Source organism: Bifidobacterium pseudolongum subsp. globosum (genome assembly GCF_004155535.1).
GTDB lineage: Bacteria > Actinomycetota > Actinomycetes > Actinomycetales > Bifidobacteriaceae > Bifidobacterium > Bifidobacterium pseudolongum_C.
In genome coordinates this window covers 98,333-116,165 of record NZ_RYUH01000014.1, presented here as the reverse complement: position 1 = coordinate 116,165, position 17,833 = coordinate 98,333, and the positions used below count along the sequence as shown (strand labels likewise).

16 protein-coding genes are annotated in these 17,833 nt (G+C 66.6%); 14 read left to right on the top strand and 2 right to left on the bottom strand.

Annotated features, from left to right (window positions below):
- Positions 1–299: 299 nt before the first annotated feature.
- From PG2093B_RS07440 to PG2093B_RS07420, 5 genes are all read left to right on the top strand, one after another.
- The gene (locus tag PG2093B_RS07440) at positions 300–974 is read left to right on the top strand and encodes a TM2 domain-containing protein (protein WP_242502863.1); all 675 of its coding nucleotides are present in this window, start codon (positions 300–302) and stop codon (positions 972–974) included.
- 7 nt (positions 975–981) lie between these two features.
- Entirely contained in the window at positions 982–2,097 is a 1,116-nt protein-coding gene (locus PG2093B_RS07435; protein WP_129897948.1) for a lipoate--protein ligase family protein, read from the top strand.
- An 81-nt stretch (positions 2,098–2,178) separates the two neighbouring features.
- Entirely contained in the window at positions 2,179–2,889 is a 711-nt protein-coding gene (locus tag PG2093B_RS07430; protein ID WP_129898038.1) for a Crp/Fnr family transcriptional regulator, read from the top strand.
- Between the two features lie 78 nt (positions 2,890–2,967).
- Entirely contained in the window at positions 2,968–5,226 is a 2,259-nt protein-coding gene (locus tag PG2093B_RS07425; RefSeq protein WP_431520220.1) for a transglycosylase domain-containing protein, read from the top strand.
- A gap of 128 nt (positions 5,227–5,354) precedes the next feature.
- Complete coding sequence (locus tag PG2093B_RS07420; protein ID WP_129898037.1) at positions 5,355–6,488, top strand: NADH:flavin oxidoreductase/NADH oxidase; 1,134 nt, start codon at positions 5,355–5,357, stop codon at positions 6,486–6,488.
- Between the two features lie 12 nt (positions 6,489–6,500).
- Here PG2093B_RS07420 and PG2093B_RS07415 read toward each other — a convergent pair whose 3' ends face one another.
- Positions 6,501–7,649, bottom strand: a complete 1,149-nt coding sequence (locus PG2093B_RS07415; RefSeq protein WP_129897946.1) for a quinone-dependent dihydroorotate dehydrogenase — start codon at positions 7,647–7,649, stop codon at positions 6,501–6,503.
- 139 nt (positions 7,650–7,788) lie between these two features.
- Between PG2093B_RS07415 and PG2093B_RS07410 the strand changes: the two genes are divergently transcribed.
- From PG2093B_RS07410 to PG2093B_RS07380, 7 genes are all read left to right on the top strand, one after another.
- A complete protein-coding gene (locus tag PG2093B_RS07410; RefSeq protein WP_129897945.1) occupies positions 7,789–8,790 on the top strand; it encodes a polyprenol monophosphomannose synthase in 1,002 nt (333 codons plus the stop codon).
- Between the two features lie 144 nt (positions 8,791–8,934).
- Complete coding sequence (locus PG2093B_RS07405) at positions 8,935–9,747, top strand: DeoR/GlpR family DNA-binding transcription regulator (RefSeq protein ID WP_039172392.1); 813 nt, start codon at positions 8,935–8,937, stop codon at positions 9,745–9,747.
- Between the two features lie 84 nt (positions 9,748–9,831).
- A complete protein-coding gene (galT, locus tag PG2093B_RS07400) occupies positions 9,832–11,079 on the top strand; it encodes a galactose-1-phosphate uridylyltransferase (protein WP_129897944.1) in 1,248 nt (415 codons plus the stop codon).
- 37 nt (positions 11,080–11,116) lie between these two features.
- The gene (gene galK / locus PG2093B_RS07395) at positions 11,117–12,373 is read left to right on the top strand and encodes a galactokinase (RefSeq protein WP_129897943.1); all 1,257 of its coding nucleotides are present in this window, start codon (positions 11,117–11,119) and stop codon (positions 12,371–12,373) included.
- A gap of 357 nt (positions 12,374–12,730) precedes the next feature.
- On the top strand, positions 12,731–13,579 hold the full coding sequence (locus PG2093B_RS07390; RefSeq protein ID WP_129898036.1) for a class C sortase: 849 nt from the start codon (positions 12,731–12,733) through the stop codon (positions 13,577–13,579).
- Between the two features lie 139 nt (positions 13,580–13,718).
- Positions 13,719–13,991, top strand: a complete 273-nt coding sequence (locus PG2093B_RS07385) for an ACT domain-containing protein (RefSeq protein ID WP_022858672.1) — start codon at positions 13,719–13,721, stop codon at positions 13,989–13,991.
- A 26-nt stretch (positions 13,992–14,017) separates the two neighbouring features.
- On the top strand, positions 14,018–15,382 hold the full coding sequence (locus PG2093B_RS07380) for a PFL family protein (RefSeq protein ID WP_022858673.1): 1,365 nt from the start codon (positions 14,018–14,020) through the stop codon (positions 15,380–15,382).
- 76 nt (positions 15,383–15,458) lie between these two features.
- Here PG2093B_RS07380 and PG2093B_RS07375 read toward each other — a convergent pair whose 3' ends face one another.
- Entirely contained in the window at positions 15,459–16,058 is a 600-nt protein-coding gene (locus PG2093B_RS07375) for a tRNA (cytidine(34)-2'-O)-methyltransferase (protein WP_129898035.1), read from the bottom strand.
- A 121-nt stretch (positions 16,059–16,179) separates the two neighbouring features.
- Here PG2093B_RS07375 and PG2093B_RS07370 point away from each other — a divergent pair, with 121 nt between their 5' ends.
- Together PG2093B_RS07370 and PG2093B_RS07365 are read left to right on the top strand one after the other, a co-directional pair.
- Positions 16,180–17,118, top strand: a complete 939-nt coding sequence (locus PG2093B_RS07370) for an A/G-specific adenine glycosylase (protein ID WP_129897942.1) — start codon at positions 16,180–16,182, stop codon at positions 17,116–17,118.
- Between the two features lie 43 nt (positions 17,119–17,161).
- Positions 17,162–17,815, top strand: a complete 654-nt coding sequence (locus PG2093B_RS07365) for a hypothetical protein (protein ID WP_129897941.1) — start codon at positions 17,162–17,164, stop codon at positions 17,813–17,815.
- Positions 17,816–17,833: the final 18 nt, after the last annotated feature.

Below are 17,833 nucleotides of genomic sequence, written 5' to 3'. Positions count from 1 at the left end.
CAATTGTGAAGAAGCTTCGATGAACTACAGCAACGGTTTCCAGACCTACGCGCGCCCGACCGCCGGCCCGTACATCGCCACGACCCACGTGCCGAGCGAATACGGCCCGACCTACGTGGCCTGAGCCTCGCGCTTGATCCCTACGGCGGCCGGCATGCCCACATGGCATGCCGGCCGCCGTTTGCGTTATGGGCGCACGGCCGGCCGGCCGCCGGCAAGCCGTGTAGAGTGGGCGGTGGCAGGAAAACCAGCCTATATGGCTGTGGCATCAACCAGAACCACATACGAAACGAGAGAACATGACCGATCCAATGAACCCAATCAACCCCACGGCATCGAACGACGATGCAACGCCCGCGGGCGGCGAGACGACGCCTGCAAGCGAACCACATGTCGTGGAGGTGACCGAGACCTTCGCCTCCACCACGCCGCAGATGCCCGATCTGCCGCCGGACCCGAACGCGGCGCCGGCCACGGCCGACCAGCAGCCCACCATCGCGATGCCGGGCTATGCCGACCCCATGGCCCAGCAGAGTGCGGCCGGTGCGCCGCAGTACGGCCAGCCGGCATCCAACCCCACCACGCAGCCGACCGCCGACCCGTATGCGCCGCCCGCGGCGGACCAGTACGCGCAGCAGTACGCCCAGCCGCAGTATGGCCAGCTGCAGTACGGCCAAGCCGCCCCCGGCACCCCGGCGTATGCGCCGGTGCCGGCGGGCTATGTGCCGCGCAACAAGATCCTCGCGGGCCTGCTCGCGCTGTTCTTCGGCGCCCTGGGCATCCACAACTTCTACCTCGGCTTCACCGGCAAGGCGATCGCCCAGGTGCTGCTCACGTGCCTCGGCTGGATCCTGTTCGGCCTTGGCCCGCTCGCCGCGATTGTCTGGTCGATCGTCGAAGGCGTGCAGATCCTCACGTCGGACTACGGCACGCCGGCCCACCGCGACGCCCGCGGCGTCGAACTCGTCGACTGACCATCCCATGCCCGCAATCGGCGAAGTCAAGATTCCCGGCGGCAAGCTCGTGCGCGTGACGGTTGCAGACGCGGCCGGCACGCGCACGTGCCATATCGACGGCGATTTCTTCGCCGCCAGCGAGCAGGCGTCCGCCGCGGCGATCACGCAGGCCGAAGCGGTGCTCGCGGCGCGTCTCGACGCGCTCGATGCGCCCGGCACGGCGATCGAACCGTGGTACCGCGCCACCGTGCGCGCGCTCGAACCGATCGTCGAGCGTGCGCTGATCGGCGCGAACGCCCAAGCCATTGCGCTCGCCGCATTGCGCGCCCATGCACAGCACGCGCCCGAGCTCGCACGGTTTGAGGCCGAGCGTAGCGCGCGCATCCGCCGCCAGTGGCAGGCCGCGCAGCACGACGAGCGGACCCAGCCGCCGTTGATCGACCCGCGCAATGTGCGCGAGCGCTGGCGCGCGCTCGCCCCCGTGCTCGTGGAGGACGGCCCGCGCATGCCCGAAGAGCAGATGCGCGTGGAGCGCGCGTGGTCGAGGGAAGTGGCGCGCGGCGAACGCCCGGCCACGCTGCGCGTGTGGGATTGGGCCGCGCCCGCGGTGGTGTGCGGGGCGTACCAGTCGATCGAAGACGAAGTGCGCCTCGACCAGGCGCGGGCGCGCGGCGTGCATGTGGTGCGCCGCGATTCGGGCGGCGGCGCGATGTACATCGAGCCCGCGCGCACGATCACGGTCTCGTTGTACGCGCCACTCGGTTTTGTGCACGGGCTGAGCATGGCGCAATCGTTCCAGTTGTGCGACATGTGGCTCATCGAGGGGCTGCGCGCGTGCGGTGTGCGCGCGCGGTTCGCCGGCCTCAACGACATCGCTGGCCCGCGCGGCAAGATCGGCGGGTCGGCGCAGCAGCGCGTGCATGGGGACCCCGGCTGTGTGCTGCACCACACGACGCTCGCGTACAGCATCGACGCGCGCGCGATGGGCGCCGTGCTGAACACGAGCGCTGAGAAGATGTCTGACAAAGCGGTCAAATCGGCGGCGAAACGCGTGGAGCCGCTATGCGCGGGCACGCGGCGCACGCGCGCGCAGGTCGTGGCGCGCCTCGTGCGCACGGCACGCGAATTCGGCGCCGTGTGACGCGCGGCTGGACTACAATGGGACAACCGTGCGCCCATGGACGGCCAGGGCGCAGGCACACGGTTCGAGCATGAGGTGGTCATGGCGACGCACAACGACGATCAGACGCACAACCCGCTGCTGCACACGGCCCTGTTCAAGCAGGTCTCCGCGCAACAGGCGGAGGAGCTGCTGCCGTATATGCACAGCGCTGTGGTGAACAAAGGCGACACGATCTTCCGCGAAGGGGACACCGATCACCGCATGTATGTGATCGAGCAGGGGCGCGTGAAGCTGATCCGGCAGTCGGCGGACAACCGCGTGCAGCTGCTCAGCATCCACACGCGCGGCGAGATGCTCGGCGAGATCCCGGTGTTCGACCCCGACGGCGGCCCGCGCACGGCGACCGCGGTGGCGATGGTCAACGGCACGAAAGTGGTGTGGCTTGAACACGACGCGCTGTTCGCATGGCTCAACGCGCACCCGCGCGTGGCGGTCGACATGTTGCAGGTGCTGGCGAACCGGCTGCGTCTGAACAACGAGCGGATCGCGGACCTGGTGTTCATGGACGTGCCCGCGCGCCTCGCGAAGACGCTGCTCAACCTGGCGGCGCGCTTCGGCAAGCCGGTGGAGGCGGGGCTGCAGGTGCCGCACGACCTGACGCAGGAGGAGATGGCGCAGCTCGTGGGCTCGTCCCGCGAAACGGTGAACAAGGCACTGATGGACTTCGCCAACCGCGGTTGGATCGCGCGCGAAGGGCGCACGATCATCATCTACCAGCCGGGCAAACTGATCCGCCGCTCGCAGCGCTAGCGCGCGTGGCGGGCCGGTTGCGTGCATTGCGTGAGCATTGTGGGGAAACTGTGGACGCAGTAGAGCCGACCATTTAGAATGGTCAGCATGCCGAAGCCGAACAAGAAGAAATCCTTGACTGGAATGCGCGTGCTTGCGCTTGCGCTCGCGTTCATCACCCTGTGCATCGCGGGTGGTGTGACGACGAGCGTGCTGTTCCTGCCCGCCGTGATGGGCGCGAACAATGTGGCCAAAGCGGTGGCCCCCTCGATGCAGGTGGAAGGCATCGACTTCGATGTGACGAACCTGCCGCAGAAATCGACGATGTACGCGAGCGACGGCAAGACCGTGATCGCGGAGTTCTATGCGCAGAACCGCGAAGTGGTGCCGCTCAAGGACATCTCCAAGCCGATGATGCAGGCCGTGGTGGCCCGTGAGGACAAGCGTTTCTGGGAGCATTCGGGCGTGGACGTGCAGGGCGTGATGCGCGCGTTCGTGCAGACCTACATGCGCAAGGGCGATCAACAGGGCGGTTCGTCGCTCACGCAGCAGTACGTGAAGAACGTGCTCGCCACCAAGGCGCGCGACAACGACGACCCGATCGCCGCATACCACGCCACTGAGGATACGATCGCGCGCAAGCTGCGCGAGATGCTCATCTCGGTGCAGATGGAGAAGAAGTACTCGAAGCAGGAGATCCTGCAGGGGTACCTGAACATCGCGCAGTTCGGCAGCAATTCGCTCTACGGCGTGCAGGCGGCGGCGGAACGGTACTTCAACACGACCGCGGACAAGCTCAATGTGGTGCAGGCGGCCACGATCGCCATGATCACGAAGAACCCGTCGAAATACGACCCCTCGATCCCCGAGAACCAGGAAGAGGCGCAGAAGCAGCGCAACATCACGCTCCAGCTGATGCACGACCAGGGCTTCATCACGCAGCAGGAGTACGAGGAGGCCGTGAACACGCCGCTCGTCGACACACTGCACCTGACGAGCGTGAGCCGCGGCTGCATGGCCGCCAAGTACGACGCCGGCTATTTCTGCGATTACGTGGTGCACAAGATCGAGAACTCGCCCGAATTCGGCAAGACGGCGGAAGACCGTGAGCGCCTGCTGCAGGAAGGCGGCCTCAAGATCGTGACGACGCTTGACCTTGACGCGAACGCGGCGATGATGGACGTGGCGAACGCCACGATTCCGGCGGCCGATTCGAGCGGCATGGAGATCGTGATGGCATCGGTGAAGCCCGGCACCGGCGAAGTGCTCGGCTTCGGCCTCAACCGCACCTACGACGCGACCGATGCGGCGGCGACCGACCCCACCCGTTCGTCGATGAACTACGCGGTGGACCAGATCGACGGCGGCGGCCAGGGCTTCCAGATCGGTTCGTCGTGGAAGCCGATCAACCTGGTGGCGTGGATGCAGCAGGGCCGTTCGATCAACGAAAGCCTTGTGGCGCCCACCGACTTTTTGACCAACAAGTTCTCGTGCAACGGCTACCAGGGCGGCACCGACAACTGGCATGTGACGAACGCGTTGACGAACGGCACGGTGAGCCCGGAAAGCCCGTTCCTCGGCCTGGTGCATTCGCACAACACCACGATGGCGGCGATGGGCGCGCAGATCGGCCTGTGCGCGGTGGCCGACGCCGCGAAGTCGCTCGGCTACCACAATTCGAAGATCGGGCAGGAAGACGTCTACAGCGACATCTCGATGCACCCCGCGCTGCTGATCGGCGGCACCACCTCGGTCTCGCCGCTCACGATGGCCAACGTGTACGCCACGATCGCGGCGGACGGCGTGGAGTGCACGCCGGTGGCGATCAAGTCGGCCGAGGACTCCGACGGCAACAAGCTCGACGTGCCGCAGGCGAACTGCCATCAGGCGGTGGACAAGGAGATCATCCAGACGCTCGCGTACACGATGAACCAAGGTGTGACGCGCCCTGACGGCGCCGCCCGCGCGGCCCAGCTGGCCGACAACCGCAAGACCTTCGCCAAGACCGGTACGAACGAGAACATGTATGTGACCACGGGCGGGTTCATCCCGCACCAGATCGCCACGTTCGTGCTCGTCGGCGACGTGCAGGACCCGATCAACCACCCGATCGAGAACATCGCGATCAACGGCGAATACCACGGTTACTGGGACGGTTCGACGATCGCCGCGCCTGCGTTCAGCAAGACCGTGAGCCAATACGCGGCGAAGAAGAACCTGCCGATGGACAACGACTACGGCCACGCCGCGGACAAGTACATGAAGCAGGTGGGTGTGTCGAGATCGCAGAACGGCAACACCCTGCAAGGCACGCAGCAGGGGCGGTTGCAGCAGCGACAGAACCAGCAGACCCGGTGACCCCGGTTCTGTGAGCCCTGTCAACAGTGATTGAGGTGGCGGCGCATCCAAGCGGGTGCGCCGCCACCGCCATATGCGGTGTGGTAGGGTGGCGGGGTATGGGCAAAGCACAACCACATACCAAGAACATCAAGAAATCCAAGCAAACCAAAGCGGTGCAACCAGCGGCCGCGGCAACGGAGCCGGCGCTGTTCACCCCGATCACGCTGCGTGGCATGACCGCGCGCAACCGCGTATGGCTGCCGCCGATGGACATGTATTCGGCGTTCGCGTGCGACGGCCGGCCCACCGACTTCCACTACCAGCACTATGTCTCCCGTGCGATGGGCGGCTTCGGCCTCATCATCGTCGAAGCGACCGCGGTCACGCCTGACGGGCGCATCTCGCCGTGCGACCTGGGTTTGTGGGAAGACGGGCAGATCGACGCGTACCGGTGGGTCACCGACGGCATCAAACAGGCCGGCGCCGTGCCCGCGATCCAGCTCAACCACGCTGGGCGCAAAGGCTCGACCGGCTGCTTCGCGATCGGATACGATGGGCAGACCGTGCCGGTCGACAAAGGCGGTTGGCACACCGTGGGCCCCTCCGACCTGCCGTTCGGCGATCTGCAGGCGCCGCGCGCGTTGAGCGTGGACGAGATCCACGGGATCGTGCACCGCTTCCGTGACGCCGCATGGCGCGCGATGGCCGCCGGGTTCGAGGCGATCGAGATCCATGCCGCGCATGGGTACCTGCTTTCGGAGTTCCTCGATCCGCTGATCAACACGCGCGACGACGAGTATGGCGGATCGCTCGCCAACCGCATGCGCATGCTCGTGGAGGTCGTGGACGAGGTGCGCGGCGTGATCCGCGACGACATGCCGCTCTTCGTGCGCATCTCGGCGACCGACTGGACCGAGGGCGGCTGGGATGCCGACCAGAGCGTGGAGTTGGCGCGCACGCTCAAGGACCACGGCGTGGACCTGGTCGACGTGTCGACGGGCGGCCTGATCGACGGTGTGACGATCCCGGCCAAGCCGGGCTATCAGGTGCCGTTCGCCGACCGCATCCGCGCGAAGGCCGGTGTGCCGACGACGGCGGTCGGCCTGATCACCAAGCCCCGGCAGGCGCAGAAAATCGTGGCACACGGGCAGGCCGACGCCGTGGAGATCGGACGCGCCGCCCTGCGCGACCCGTACTGGCCGTTGCGCGCCGCCGCGAAACTGGGCGTCGGGCGCGCGCGGATCCCATACCCGCCGCAGTACTTGCGCGGCGCGTGGTGATCCGCGCGGTGGTCAGGCGTCGATGCCGACGGCTTCGCCCACGTGCGCGAAGCCGTCGCGCTTGAGCAGCTTCGCCAAGCCGCGCTTGAGCACGGTGATCTGCTGAGGCCCGCGGTACATGAGCGCGGTGATGAACATGACGAGCGACGAGCCGGCGCGGATCTTGTCGTAGGCCTGCTGCGGCGTGAACACACCGCCGACGCCCGCGATCGCGAAGCGCTGGCCGTAGTCGCGGTAGACGCGGCGGATCAGCTCGGTGCTTTCCACGGTACACGGGCCGCCCGAAAGGCCGCCGAGCCAGTCGCGCGGGATGTTCATGCCGGTGCGGTCCTTCTGCAGGTTGGCGATTGTGACGCCCTGCACGTTGTGCCCGGCGAGCACGTCGAGGAGCTCCTTGAACTCGGGCCACGTCTTGTTGAGCGGCATCTTGACGAGCGTGGGCTGCGGGCGGTCGATCTTGTCGAGCTCGGTGAACAGGCGGTCGAGCGCGTTGGGGTCCGCGGTGAACGGTTCGCCCACCGTGGTGTTGGGGCACGAGATGTTCACTTCGACCATCGCGGTGCGGCCGGCCGCGCGGCGCATCGAGATGCAGTAGTCCTCGATGCCTTCGTTGAGGTCGCCCACGAGCTGGTCGTTCGTGCGGGCGATCGACACGGACATCTGCATCGTCTTCGTCTTGCTCCACGCCTGCTGCGCGCGTGCGATCACCTCGTCCGACCCCAGGTTGGCCAGACCCACGTGCACCATCATCGAATCGTATTCGGGCAGGCGGTGGAACCACGGGCGCGCGTTGCCCTGGCACGGGCGTGACGTGGTCGACCCCACGGTCTCGAAGCCGAAGCCGGCGTTGTCGAGCAGCGTGGACATTTCGCAGTTCTTGTCGAGGCCGGCGGACAGCCCGAAGGGGTTGGCGAAGTGCACGCCCATCGCCGTGGTCTCGAGCACCGGGTCGGTGTAGTCGAGCATCGTGCGCAACAGCCACATGAGCGGCGGCACGCGGCGCGTGACATCGCAGAAGCGGATCATCTGGTCGTGCGCCACATCGGGCGTGTGGTTGAACACGGCGTACGGTTTGACCACGTTTTTGTAGGCGAAGGTGAAAAGGTCGGTCGTGGCCTTGTTGACGGCGTCGTGCAGACTATGCTCAGATACATAAGACATGCGTCCATTGTGCCACGAACGGCCGCGCGCGTCGAGGCCCGAGGGGCCGTGTGGCAGGCAGGGCGGCCGGTTCACGCCGGGCGGACCGCACCGCGACGCACTACAGTCGTGGCATAGCCGAAAGCAGGAGGTGGGGCAGATGACGGATCGCGTATGCGTGGTCATGCCAACGTACAATGAGCGCGACAACCTGGAGCCCACGCTCACCGGCGTCTTTGTGCAGAACCCGGGCGTGGACGTGCTCATCGTCGATGACGCCTCGCCCGACGGCACCGGCACGCTCGCCGACGTGATCTCGAAGGCCACGAACATGGCGCCGCAGCTGAGCGTGCACGTCGCGCGCGGCGCGCAGTCGAAGGACACGGGCTTCGAACGCGCAGGCAAAGACGCCAAGGTGCTCTCCGACGCGCATGTGAGCACGACTGACCTGAAGATCGCGAACCGCATCAACGGCTGCACGATGGATTCGCGCGTGTTCGTGCTGCACCGCAAAGGCAAGCTCGGGCTCGGCTCGGCGTATGTGGACGGCTTCACGTGGGCGCTCGACCACGGGTACACGCTGATCTGCGAGATGGACATGGACGGCTCGCACCGCCCCGACGACCTCAAGCGCATGCTCGACCGGATCGAGGGGAACGCGAACATCGACCTCGTGGTCGGTTCGCGGCGCGTGCCCGGCGGCACGACCGAGAACTGGCCGTGGTACCGCGACCTCATCAGCCGCGTGGGCTCGCAGTACGCGCGCCTCATGCTCGGGCTCAAGGTGCGCGACATGACATCCGGGTTCCGTGTATACCGTGCGGGCATCCTGCGCAAGGTGAGCCTGCACAGCATCGAAGACAACGGCTATGTGTTCCAGATCGACATGACCCGGCGCGTGATCGCAGCCGGCGGCACCGTGGTGGAGATGCCGATCGTGTTCCCCGAACGCGCGCGCGGCGAATCGAAGATGGATGGGTCGATCGTGCGCGAGGCGATGGACAAGGTGACGCGCTGGGGGTTCGCGCGCATGCACCGCCAGCTGCACGACCCTGACGAGATCCCACGTGAGATCACCGATGCGAAACGCCAGATTGAGGACGGCCCCGACGACGTGCTCGACGACGAGCTTGTGGACGAGGCAGAGGCGGGTATCGACTGATTGCGTGCGTGTGCGGAGCCGTGCGGTGGAAAATGTTCGAGTTGCAGGCGTGTGGATGTGCGATTACGTGCGGTTTTGTTGGAAAACACGCCGAAGCTCTCAAACTGAGTTGGTGTTTGGGAGATAATGTGCGATAATGTTCGCATGATTTCCTCACAACGTCAGCATCTGATCCTGAGCCGCCTGCGTACGCGCGGTGCGGTGCGCATCACCGCGCTTTCGAAGGAACTCGGTGTCTCGGCCATGACGATCCGCCGCGACATCGCCGACCTGGCCGACAAAGGCCTGCTCAAGCGCGTCCACGGCGGCGCCGTCTCCACGAGCACGCTGCTGAGCGAGCCGCTGTTCTCCGTCAAATCGCAGATGGAGCTCGGGCTCAAGGACGCAATCGCACAGCGCGCGATCGAGTATGTCTCGCCCGGCGATGTGATCGCGATCGGCGGCGGCACGACCGCCTACGTGTTCGCCCAACACCTGCTCGAATCGCAGCGCGCCAACGGCATCACGATCCTCACGAACTCGATCCCCGTGGCCGAGCTCGTGCAGGCGCTCGAATCCAAGGACGTCGAGGTGATCGTGACCGGGGGCGTGATCACACGCTCCAATTCGCTCGTGGGGCCGATCGCCGACAAGGTGATCGCCTCGCTGCGCGTCAACACCGTGTTTCTCGGCACGCACTCGGTCTCGGTGCCGCGCGGTTTCCTGATGCCCAATTCGCTCGAAGCGGCCACCGACATGGCCATGATGGACATCGCGGACCGCACGATCATCCTGACCGACCACACGAAGTGGAGCAGCACATCGCTTTCGCTGTTCGCCCGCTTCGACCAGGTGGACACGGTGATCACCGACGACGGGCTCGACCCGGACTCGGCGACCAAGACGCGCGACCTCGTCAAGGAACTCGTGCTCGCCCACGGCGTGGACGAGGCCGACGATGAGCTGCCCGAAGACTGAGAGACCACACCAACCCAAGTCCGGCGCCGCCTTCGCGGTGCGCCGGCAACACCACAACCAGCAGCACAACACAAGAGGACATCGATGTCTCCATTCGCCCACTACCAGCCGGGTGAATATGCTCAGGAGCATATTCGCATCACTCCCACCACGCTGTCCGACGGCCGCGAGTTCTTCTACCTGGACGACGAGCCCGACTACGTCTCCGGCAAGAAGACGCGCCAGCTCGTCGACCCGCGCGACCTGCCCTACCGCTTCGCGCCGCATCTGGACGTGGACGGCAACGAAGTGCCGTACGCCGCCCCGCAGATGCGCCGCGACCCGCTCACCGGCGACTGGATCCCGATGGCCACGGCCCGCATGAACCGCCCGATCACGATCGGCCCCGGGGCCACCGCCACCGGCAACCCGCTCGCCGCGCGCAAGTCGGGCGACCCCTACCAGGACGGCGAAGTGCCGGGCACCGATTACGACGTGGTCGTCTTCGAGAACCGCTTCCCCTCGATGGTGCAGGTGCCGGGCGTGTCCAACGAGACGGTGGAAGTGGACGGCAACCCGCTGTGGCTCCAGCGCCCGGCGTCCGGCCGCTGCGAGGTCATCTGCTTCGACCCCAACGAGCACGGCCTGCCCGCCGACCTGCCGGTCGAACGCCTGCGCACCGTCGTGGAGGCATGGGCGTTCCGCACCGCCGAGCTGAGCGCGATCGACGGCCTCGAGCAGGTCTACGTCTTCGAAAACCACGGCCAAGAGATCGGCGTCTCGCTCGCGCACCCGCACGGCCAGATCTACGCCTACCCGTTCATCGCCCCCAAGCTCGAGCAGGAGCTCAAGCACACCGAGGCCTACCACGAGTGCACCGGCGGCAATCTGCTCGCCGACATCATGCGCGCCGAGATCGACGCCGGCGAGCGCGTGATCATGCGCAACGGCAGCTGGGTCGCCTACGTGCCGGCGGCCGCGCGCTGGCCCCTCGAGGTGCAGGTGCAGCCATTGCGCGACGTGCGCACGCTCGACGAGCTCAACGACCGGGAGCGTTGGGACCTGGCGCAGATGTATTCGCAGCTGCTCAAGCGCGGCAACATGTTCTTCGACACCGGCGACGGCAAGGGCATGGACCTGCCGTACATCGCCGCATGGCACCAGGCGCCTGTGCACGACCCGCGCGGGGAGCACTACCGCCTCAACCTGCAGTTCTTCTCGTTCCGCCGCGCGGCCAACAAGATCAAGTACCTCGCCGGTTCGGAATCGGGCATGGCCGCGTGGGTGAGCGACACGACGCCCGAACTCATCGCCCAGCGTTTCCACGAACTCGGCGCGGTCGACCTCGACTAGGCGCGCATCCGCACAACAGACGACAGAAGGGACCATCATGGCCACTGCAGTGGAATTCATCGAGCCGATGGGCGACGCCGACGGCGCCGCCCGTGCCGCCGCGCTGTTCGAAGCGCGCTTCAGCACTGCGCCGGCCGGCGTGTGGGCCGCGCCGGGCCGCGTGAACCTGATCGGCGAGCACACCGACTACAACGGCGGCCTGTGCCTGCCGATCGCGCTGCCGCACCGCACATATGTGGCGCTCGCCCCGCGCGATGACACGACCGTGCGCGTTATCTCCGACATGACGCCCGACGAGATGACCATGGCCGATCTGGACGGCCTGGCCGCGGGCGGCGTGGATGGCTGGGGCGCCTACCCGATCGGCGTGGCCTGGGCGCTGCGCGAAGCCGGGTTCGACCAGGTGCGCGGGTTCGACGCCGTGTTCAGCTCGTGCGTGCCGCTCGGCTCCGGCCTGAGCTCGTCGGCCGCGATGACCTGCTCGACCGCGATCGCGCTCGACGATGTGTATGGACTCGGGTTCGGCGGCAGCGACGAAGGGCGCATCACGCTGATCGACGCGGCCGTGATGGCCGAGAACGAGATGGCGGGGGCGTCGACCGGCGGCCTCGACCAGAACGCCTCGATGCGCTGCACGGTGGACCACGCGATCCGCCTCGACTGCATGCCCGGCCTGACCGCCGCGCAGAGCGTGCGCCAGGAGCCGTTCGACCTGTCCGCCTATGGGCTGGAGCTGCTCGTGCTCGACACGCAGGCGCCGCACCAGCTCAACGACGGCCAGTACGAGGCGCGGCGCACGATGTGCGAAGAGGCCGCGCACATCCTCGGTGTGCCGAACCTGCGCGTGGTGGCCGACCAGATGAACGCTGCGGCCGACCCTGCGGCGGCGCTCGAGGACGTGCTCGCGCAGCTGGACAATGAGACGATGCGCCGGCGCGTGCGTCACGTCATCACCGAGATCGGCCGCGTGGACGATTTCATCGACGCGTTCGGCCGGGGCGACATCGAGACGGCCGGCGCGCTGTTCAACGCGTCGCATGATTCGCTGCGCGACGATTACGAGGTGACCGTGCCCGAACTCGACGTGGCCGTCGACGTGGCGCGCAACGAGGGCGCGTACGGCGCGCGCATGACCGGCGGCGGCTTCGGCGGCTCGATCATCGCGCTCGTCAACGCAGGCGAAAGCCGCCGCATCGCGCAGGCGATCGCCGACGAATTCGCGCGCCGCGGATTCGACGCGCCGCGCGCATTGCCGGCGCGCGCCTCACAGTCGGCGCACCGCGTGGACGACTGACACGCGCGCATGCACGGCGGCCGTGCGGGGGAGACCCGCACGGCCGCCGTGCATTATGCGTGGTGAGAAGTCGTGAAGATTTGGGACGCCCCATGGTGCCAGGCGCGCAAAGCGATTATGCTCACAAGGCAGAAGAGTGCCGTGGGGCGTGCGCAAGCGCGCCCCAAGAAGACATGCAGCAGGGGTGACGCACGCCAGATGAACGAACAGCCGAACGACGCGACCACACACACCACGCAGAACATGGGGCTTGACGAGTTGCCGCAGTTCGCCGACAGCCCGCAAGGCGATGTGCCGCCGGAGCCGGCGTCGCCCGAGGCCAAGGCCGCCGCGAAACGACGCAGCAACCGGCAGTTCATTGCGATCCTCGTGGCGATGAGCGTCATGCTCGTGGTGGGCGTGGGCCTGATCCTGTACCCGACCGTGGCCGACGCGTGGAACCGCCATGTGGCGAGCCGCGCGGTCGCCGGCTACGTGGAGCAGGTGGCCGACACTTCCAAGGAGGACCGCGAGGCCCAGCTCGCCCGCGCGCGCGAATACAACGAATCGCTCGTGGGGCGCGGCGTGACGCGCTTTCTGCCCAACGAAGAGGAGAAGAAGGAATACAATTCGATCCTCGACATCACCGGCACCGGCATCATGGGCTATGTGACGATCCCGAAGATCGACGCGCGCCTGCCGATCTACCACGGCACCGACGAAACGGTGCTGCAGATCGCCTCGGGGCATATGGAAGGCTCGAGCTTCCCGATCGGCGGCGAATCCACGCACGCCGTGCTCACCGGCCACACCGGCCTGCCGAGCGCGATGCTGTTCACCGGCATCGACACCCTGGAAAAGGGCGACACGTTCACCGTCACCGTGTATGACGACGTGCTCACGTACGAGGTCGAGGAGACGAACGTGGTGCTGCCCGACAACGTGAAGAACCTCGAGATCCAGGAGGGGCGCGACCTTGTCAGCCTCGTCACCTGCACGCCGTACGGCGTCAACTCGCACCGCCTGATTGTGACCGGCACGCGCATCCCCACGCCGGAGGAGGCGAAGCACGCGACGTACGAGAACAAGGCGCTGAAGCAGGACATGCTCATCACCGTCATCATCACCGTGGCCACGATCGCCGCGCTCGTGACGGTCTTCACCGTGCAGCGCAGGCGCCTGCGCGGTGCGGGCAAGCCGTCGCGCCACGCCAGGGGCAGGCACTAGAGCATTGCTCGCGCCGGTGGGCGCTGTGCACACGGCGCCCACCGGCGCGTTGCGTTCTGACATGCGGGAAAAGCGCGTGGTTGGCGCAAGCGTTCCCTATACTGGGGCATTGCCGTATAGTTTGCGACCAGGGAGTTCCATGAACAAGGCAATCATCACCGTCGTCGGCCAAGACACCGTCGGCATCATCGCGCGCGTATGTACGTACCTTTCCGAGCACCACACGAACGTGCTCGACATCTCACAGACGATCATCGACGGGTTCTTCAACATGATGATGATCGTCGATTATTCGGACGCGGACGTGGCGTTCGAGACGATTGTGGAGGACCTCGAGGCGCTCGGTGAGGACATCGGCGTGCGCATCCGCTGCCAGCGCGAGGAGATCTTCACCAAGATGCACCGCGTCTGAACGCACGGGAACGGAAGGGAAGAACCATGCTGAATATCATGGAAGTCCATGAGACGAACCAGATGATTGAGCAGGAGAAGCTCGACGTGCGCACGATCACGATGGGCATCAACCTCATGGATTGCGCGCGTGCCGACGTGGACGAGACGTGCGAGGCGATCTACGCGAAGATCACACATTACGCCAAGGACCTCGTGTCCACCGGCGAATCGATCGAACGCGACTTCGGCATCCCGATCGTCAACAAGCGCATCACCGTCACGCCGATCGCGCTCGTCGGCGCCAGCTGCTGCAAGACAAGCGGCGACTTCGTCAAGATCGCGCACGCGCTCGACCGCGCCGCGAAGACCGTGGGAGTCGACCTGATCGGTGGCTATTCCGCGCTCGTCTCGAAGTCGATGACCCCGGCCGAAGAACTGCTCATCCGGTCGCTGCCGGCCGCGCTGAGCGAGACCGACATCGTCTGCTCGTCGGTCAATGTCGGATCGACGAAGACCGGCATCGACATGAACGCCGTCGAGATGCTCGGCCACATCATCAAGGAGATCGCCGAGGCGACCGCCGACATCGATTCGTACGGCTGCGTCAAATTCGTGGCGTTCTGCAACGCGCCCGACGACAACCCGTTCATGGCGGGCGGCTTCCACGGCGTGACCGAAGGCGACGCGGTCATCAACGTGGGCGTCTCCGGCCCGGGTGTGGTCTCCCGCGCGCTCGACGCCGCGGAAGGCAAGGACTTCGAGTTCCTGTGCGAAACGATCAAGCGCACCGCGTTCAAGATCACGCGAGTCGGCCAGCTCGTGGCCCAAGAGGCCTCGAAGCGCCTCGGCCTGCCGTTCGGCATCATCGACCTTTCGCTCGCGCCCACCCCGGCCGTGGGTGATTCGGTCGGCGAAGTGCTCGAGAAGATGGGCCTGGCGCAGGTGGGCGGCCCCGGCACCACGGCGGCGCTCGCCATGCTCAACGACCAGGTGAAGAAGGGCGGCATCATGGCGTCGTCGTACGTCGGCGGCCTGTCCGGCGCGTTCATCCCGGTCTCGGAAGACAAGAACATGATCGATGCCGCGGAATCCGGCTGCTTGACGATCGAGAAGCTCGAGGCCATGACGTGCGTGTGCTCGGTGGGCCTCGACATGATCGCGATCCCCGGTGACACGCCTGCCTCGACGATTTCGGGCATCATCGCCGATGAATCGGCGATCGGCATGGTCAACCAGAAGACGACGGCCGTGCGCATCATCCCGGTCGTGGGCAAGACCGTGGGGCAGATGGCCAATTTCGGCGGCCTCATGGGCTATGCGCCGATCATGCCGGTCAACACGGCGAGCTGCGAGGCCTTCGTGACCCGTGGCGGCCGCATTCCGGCGCCGATTCACAGTTTCAAGAATTGAGCAACACCCCACAATGCGAATTGGGCGCACATCAAACGGTTGATGTGCGCCCAATCGCGATTGTGGGGTGGTTTGGTTATTGACCTCCCCTAAACCCCAATTGCCGCCACGCCTCGTAGATCGCGATCGACGCGCAGTTCGTCAGGTTGAGGCTGCGCAGGCTCGGGCGCATTGGCAGGCGCACCTGTTCGGCCACATGCGGGCCGAACATGATGTCGGTCGGGTCGGGGATGTTGCCTGGTTCGGGCCCGAACAGCAGGATGTCGGTCGGCTTGTACTCGACATCCGTGTACAGCTTGGTCGCATGCGCCGTGAACGCGATGATGCGCGACTCGGGCATCGACTCGACGAGGTTGTCGAAATCCGGGTGCAGCACCACATGCGCCATGTCATGGTAGTCCAGCCCGGCGCGGCGCAGCTTGGTGTCGCGCAGGTTGAACCCCAACGGCTCCACAAGGTGCAGGATCGTGCCGGTCACCGCGCACAGGCGGATCGCCGACCCGGTGTTGCCGGGGATGCGCGGCGAGTAATAGCACAGGTGCGGGGTCGTCGTCTCCATCGTGGCCGCGGCCTCGGGCGAGAGCATCGCGTCGACGACCGAGATCGGGTTTCCGTGCGCGTCAGTCACCAGTTCGTCGGGGCCGTAATTCGACTTGCGGTAGCCGTATTCGAACATCTTCTCCACGCGCGCCTCGGGCGCGGTATTGTCTGCATTCGTCACGCGGTCCACGATATTGCGCTCAAGCGACAGCGCGGCCTTGTGCACGGGCGGTGCGCCCCGCTAGAATAGCGGTTTTATGACAACACAGACCCGTTCCGCACTCGACGAGGCGTTCGTGCGCGAACTCGCCCACGCCGGCGTTCGTGCGCCGCTGTTCGCCTGGTGGGACGAGCACGCGCGCGCCCTGCCATGGCGCAACGGCCAGACGACGCCGTGGGGCGTGCTCGTGTGCGAAGTGATGAGCCAGCAGACGCAGATGAGCCGCGTGGTGCCGTATTGGCAGGCGTGGATGAGCCAATGGCCCACCGCGCGCGCCTTGGCCGGCGCACCGAAGGCCGACGTGATCCAGGCGTGGGGGCGCCTCGGCTACCCGCGGCGCGCACTGCGGCTGCAGGAATGCGCGCGCGTGGTGGCCAGTGAATACGACGACGAATTGCCGCGCGGATACAGCGAACTGACGGCGTTGCCGGGCGTGGGCGATTACACGGCGAGCGCCGTGATGAGCTTCGCGTACGGCGAGCGCATCGCCGTCGTCGACACGAACATCCGCCGCGTGCTGAGCCGCGTGTTTTTGGGCGAGGAGTCGCTCGGCGGCTCGGCGTCGCCGCTCGAGCGCGCGCTCGCCGATTGCGTGCTGCCGGCCGGCGCGCGCGATGCGACGACGTGGAACCAGGCGGTCATGGAGCTGGGGGCGATTGTCTGCACGGCGAAGCAGCCGCAGTGCGAGGTGTGCCCGGTGCGCGCGCAATGCCGCTTTTTCGCGGCCGGCTTGCCGAATCTGGGGGAGCGGCGCACGCGCCCGCGCCAGCGGTTCGCCGGTACGGACCGGCAGGTGCGCGGGCGTGTGCTGCACGCGCTGCGCGAACTGGAGCCTGAGGCGGGCGGCGTGCTCGTGTATGAGCGCGTGGCCGGGCTGTGGCCGGACCGCGCGCAGCTCGACCGGTGCATCGCCTCGCTCGACGAGGACGGGCTGATCGAGATCCTGCCGGGGCACGCGCTGCGGCTGCCGCAATAGCGGCGGCATGAACATGGCGGGCGCCCCCGGTAGACTGGTGCGCATGCCCAGCCAATCCTCCCCGCGCGCGACCAAGCCACGCAAACGCCGCCTGTCGAAACGGCAACGGCAGATGTACCGCCGCAGGCGCATCGCCGTGCTTGTGGGACTGGTGGTGTTCCTCGCGTTGGGCGTGTTCTGCGTGTACAGCCTGGTGCGCGGCGCCTCGCTTGTGCCGGCGTGGGTGGGCGCGGATGGGCGCATGGCGGTCACGCGCACCACACGACCGCCGGTGCCGGTGCGCAAGAGCAAGGTGCGCGTGTGCTCGGCGAACGACATCGAACTGGCGCTCGACCCGGCGTCGACGTCGGTGCCGGTCGGCGGTTCGCTGGAGTTCACGGCGCGCATCACGTACACAGGCAAGGACCCGGCCGGCTGTTATGTGGATGGCGCGGACGACGGGCGCGTGCTGCAGATCAGTTCGGGGAGCGACGTGGTGTGGCGTTCGGACGCGTGCGAGGCGGCATACCGGCCGCTGCTGATGATGCAGGGCGTGACCGACGAGCAGAAGATGACGTGGGACACCGTGCGCTCCGGATCCGAATGCGTGGCCGAAGGGGACCTGCCGCATGTGGACCGTGGCACGTATGTGGCGCAGCTCGTGCTCAAGGACGATCCAAAGGTGATAAGCAAGCCGGTCACGATCACCGTCGAATAGCGCCCCGCAATATGATAT

Excerpts from the sequence above, each read along its gene's own strand:
- PG2093B_RS07365 (WP_129897941.1), top strand. The coding sequence starts at position 17,162 with ATGCCCAGCCAATCCTCCCCGCGCGCGACCAAGCCACGCAAACGCCGC.
- PG2093B_RS07405 (WP_039172392.1), top strand. The coding sequence starts at position 8,935 with ATGATTTCCTCACAACGTCAGCATCTGATCCTGAGCCGCCTGCGTACG.
- PG2093B_RS07375 (WP_129898035.1), bottom strand. The coding sequence starts at position 16,058 with ATGTTCGAATACGGCTACCGCAAGTCGAATTACGGCCCCGACGAACTG.
- PG2093B_RS07410 (WP_129897945.1), top strand. The coding sequence starts at position 7,789 with ATGACGGATCGCGTATGCGTGGTCATGCCAACGTACAATGAGCGCGAC.
- galK (WP_129897943.1), top strand. The coding sequence starts at position 11,117 with ATGGCCACTGCAGTGGAATTCATCGAGCCGATGGGCGACGCCGACGGC.
- PG2093B_RS07380 (WP_022858673.1), top strand. The coding sequence starts at position 14,018 with ATGCTGAATATCATGGAAGTCCATGAGACGAACCAGATGATTGAGCAG.
- PG2093B_RS07440 (WP_242502863.1), top strand. The coding sequence starts at position 300 with ATGACCGATCCAATGAACCCAATCAACCCCACGGCATCGAACGACGAT.
- PG2093B_RS07385 (WP_022858672.1), top strand. The coding sequence starts at position 13,719 with ATGAACAAGGCAATCATCACCGTCGTCGGCCAAGACACCGTCGGCATC.
- PG2093B_RS07430 (WP_129898038.1), top strand. The coding sequence starts at position 2,179 with ATGGCGACGCACAACGACGATCAGACGCACAACCCGCTGCTGCACACG.
- PG2093B_RS07370 (WP_129897942.1), top strand. The coding sequence starts at position 16,180 with ATGACAACACAGACCCGTTCCGCACTCGACGAGGCGTTCGTGCGCGAA.
- PG2093B_RS07425 (WP_431520220.1), top strand. The coding sequence starts at position 2,968 with ATGGTCAGCATGCCGAAGCCGAACAAGAAGAAATCCTTGACTGGAATG.
- galT (WP_129897944.1), top strand. The coding sequence starts at position 9,832 with ATGTCTCCATTCGCCCACTACCAGCCGGGTGAATATGCTCAGGAGCAT.
- PG2093B_RS07435 (WP_129897948.1), top strand. The coding sequence starts at position 982 with ATGCCCGCAATCGGCGAAGTCAAGATTCCCGGCGGCAAGCTCGTGCGC.
- PG2093B_RS07415 (WP_129897946.1), bottom strand. The coding sequence starts at position 7,649 with ATGTCTTATGTATCTGAGCATAGTCTGCACGACGCCGTCAACAAGGCC.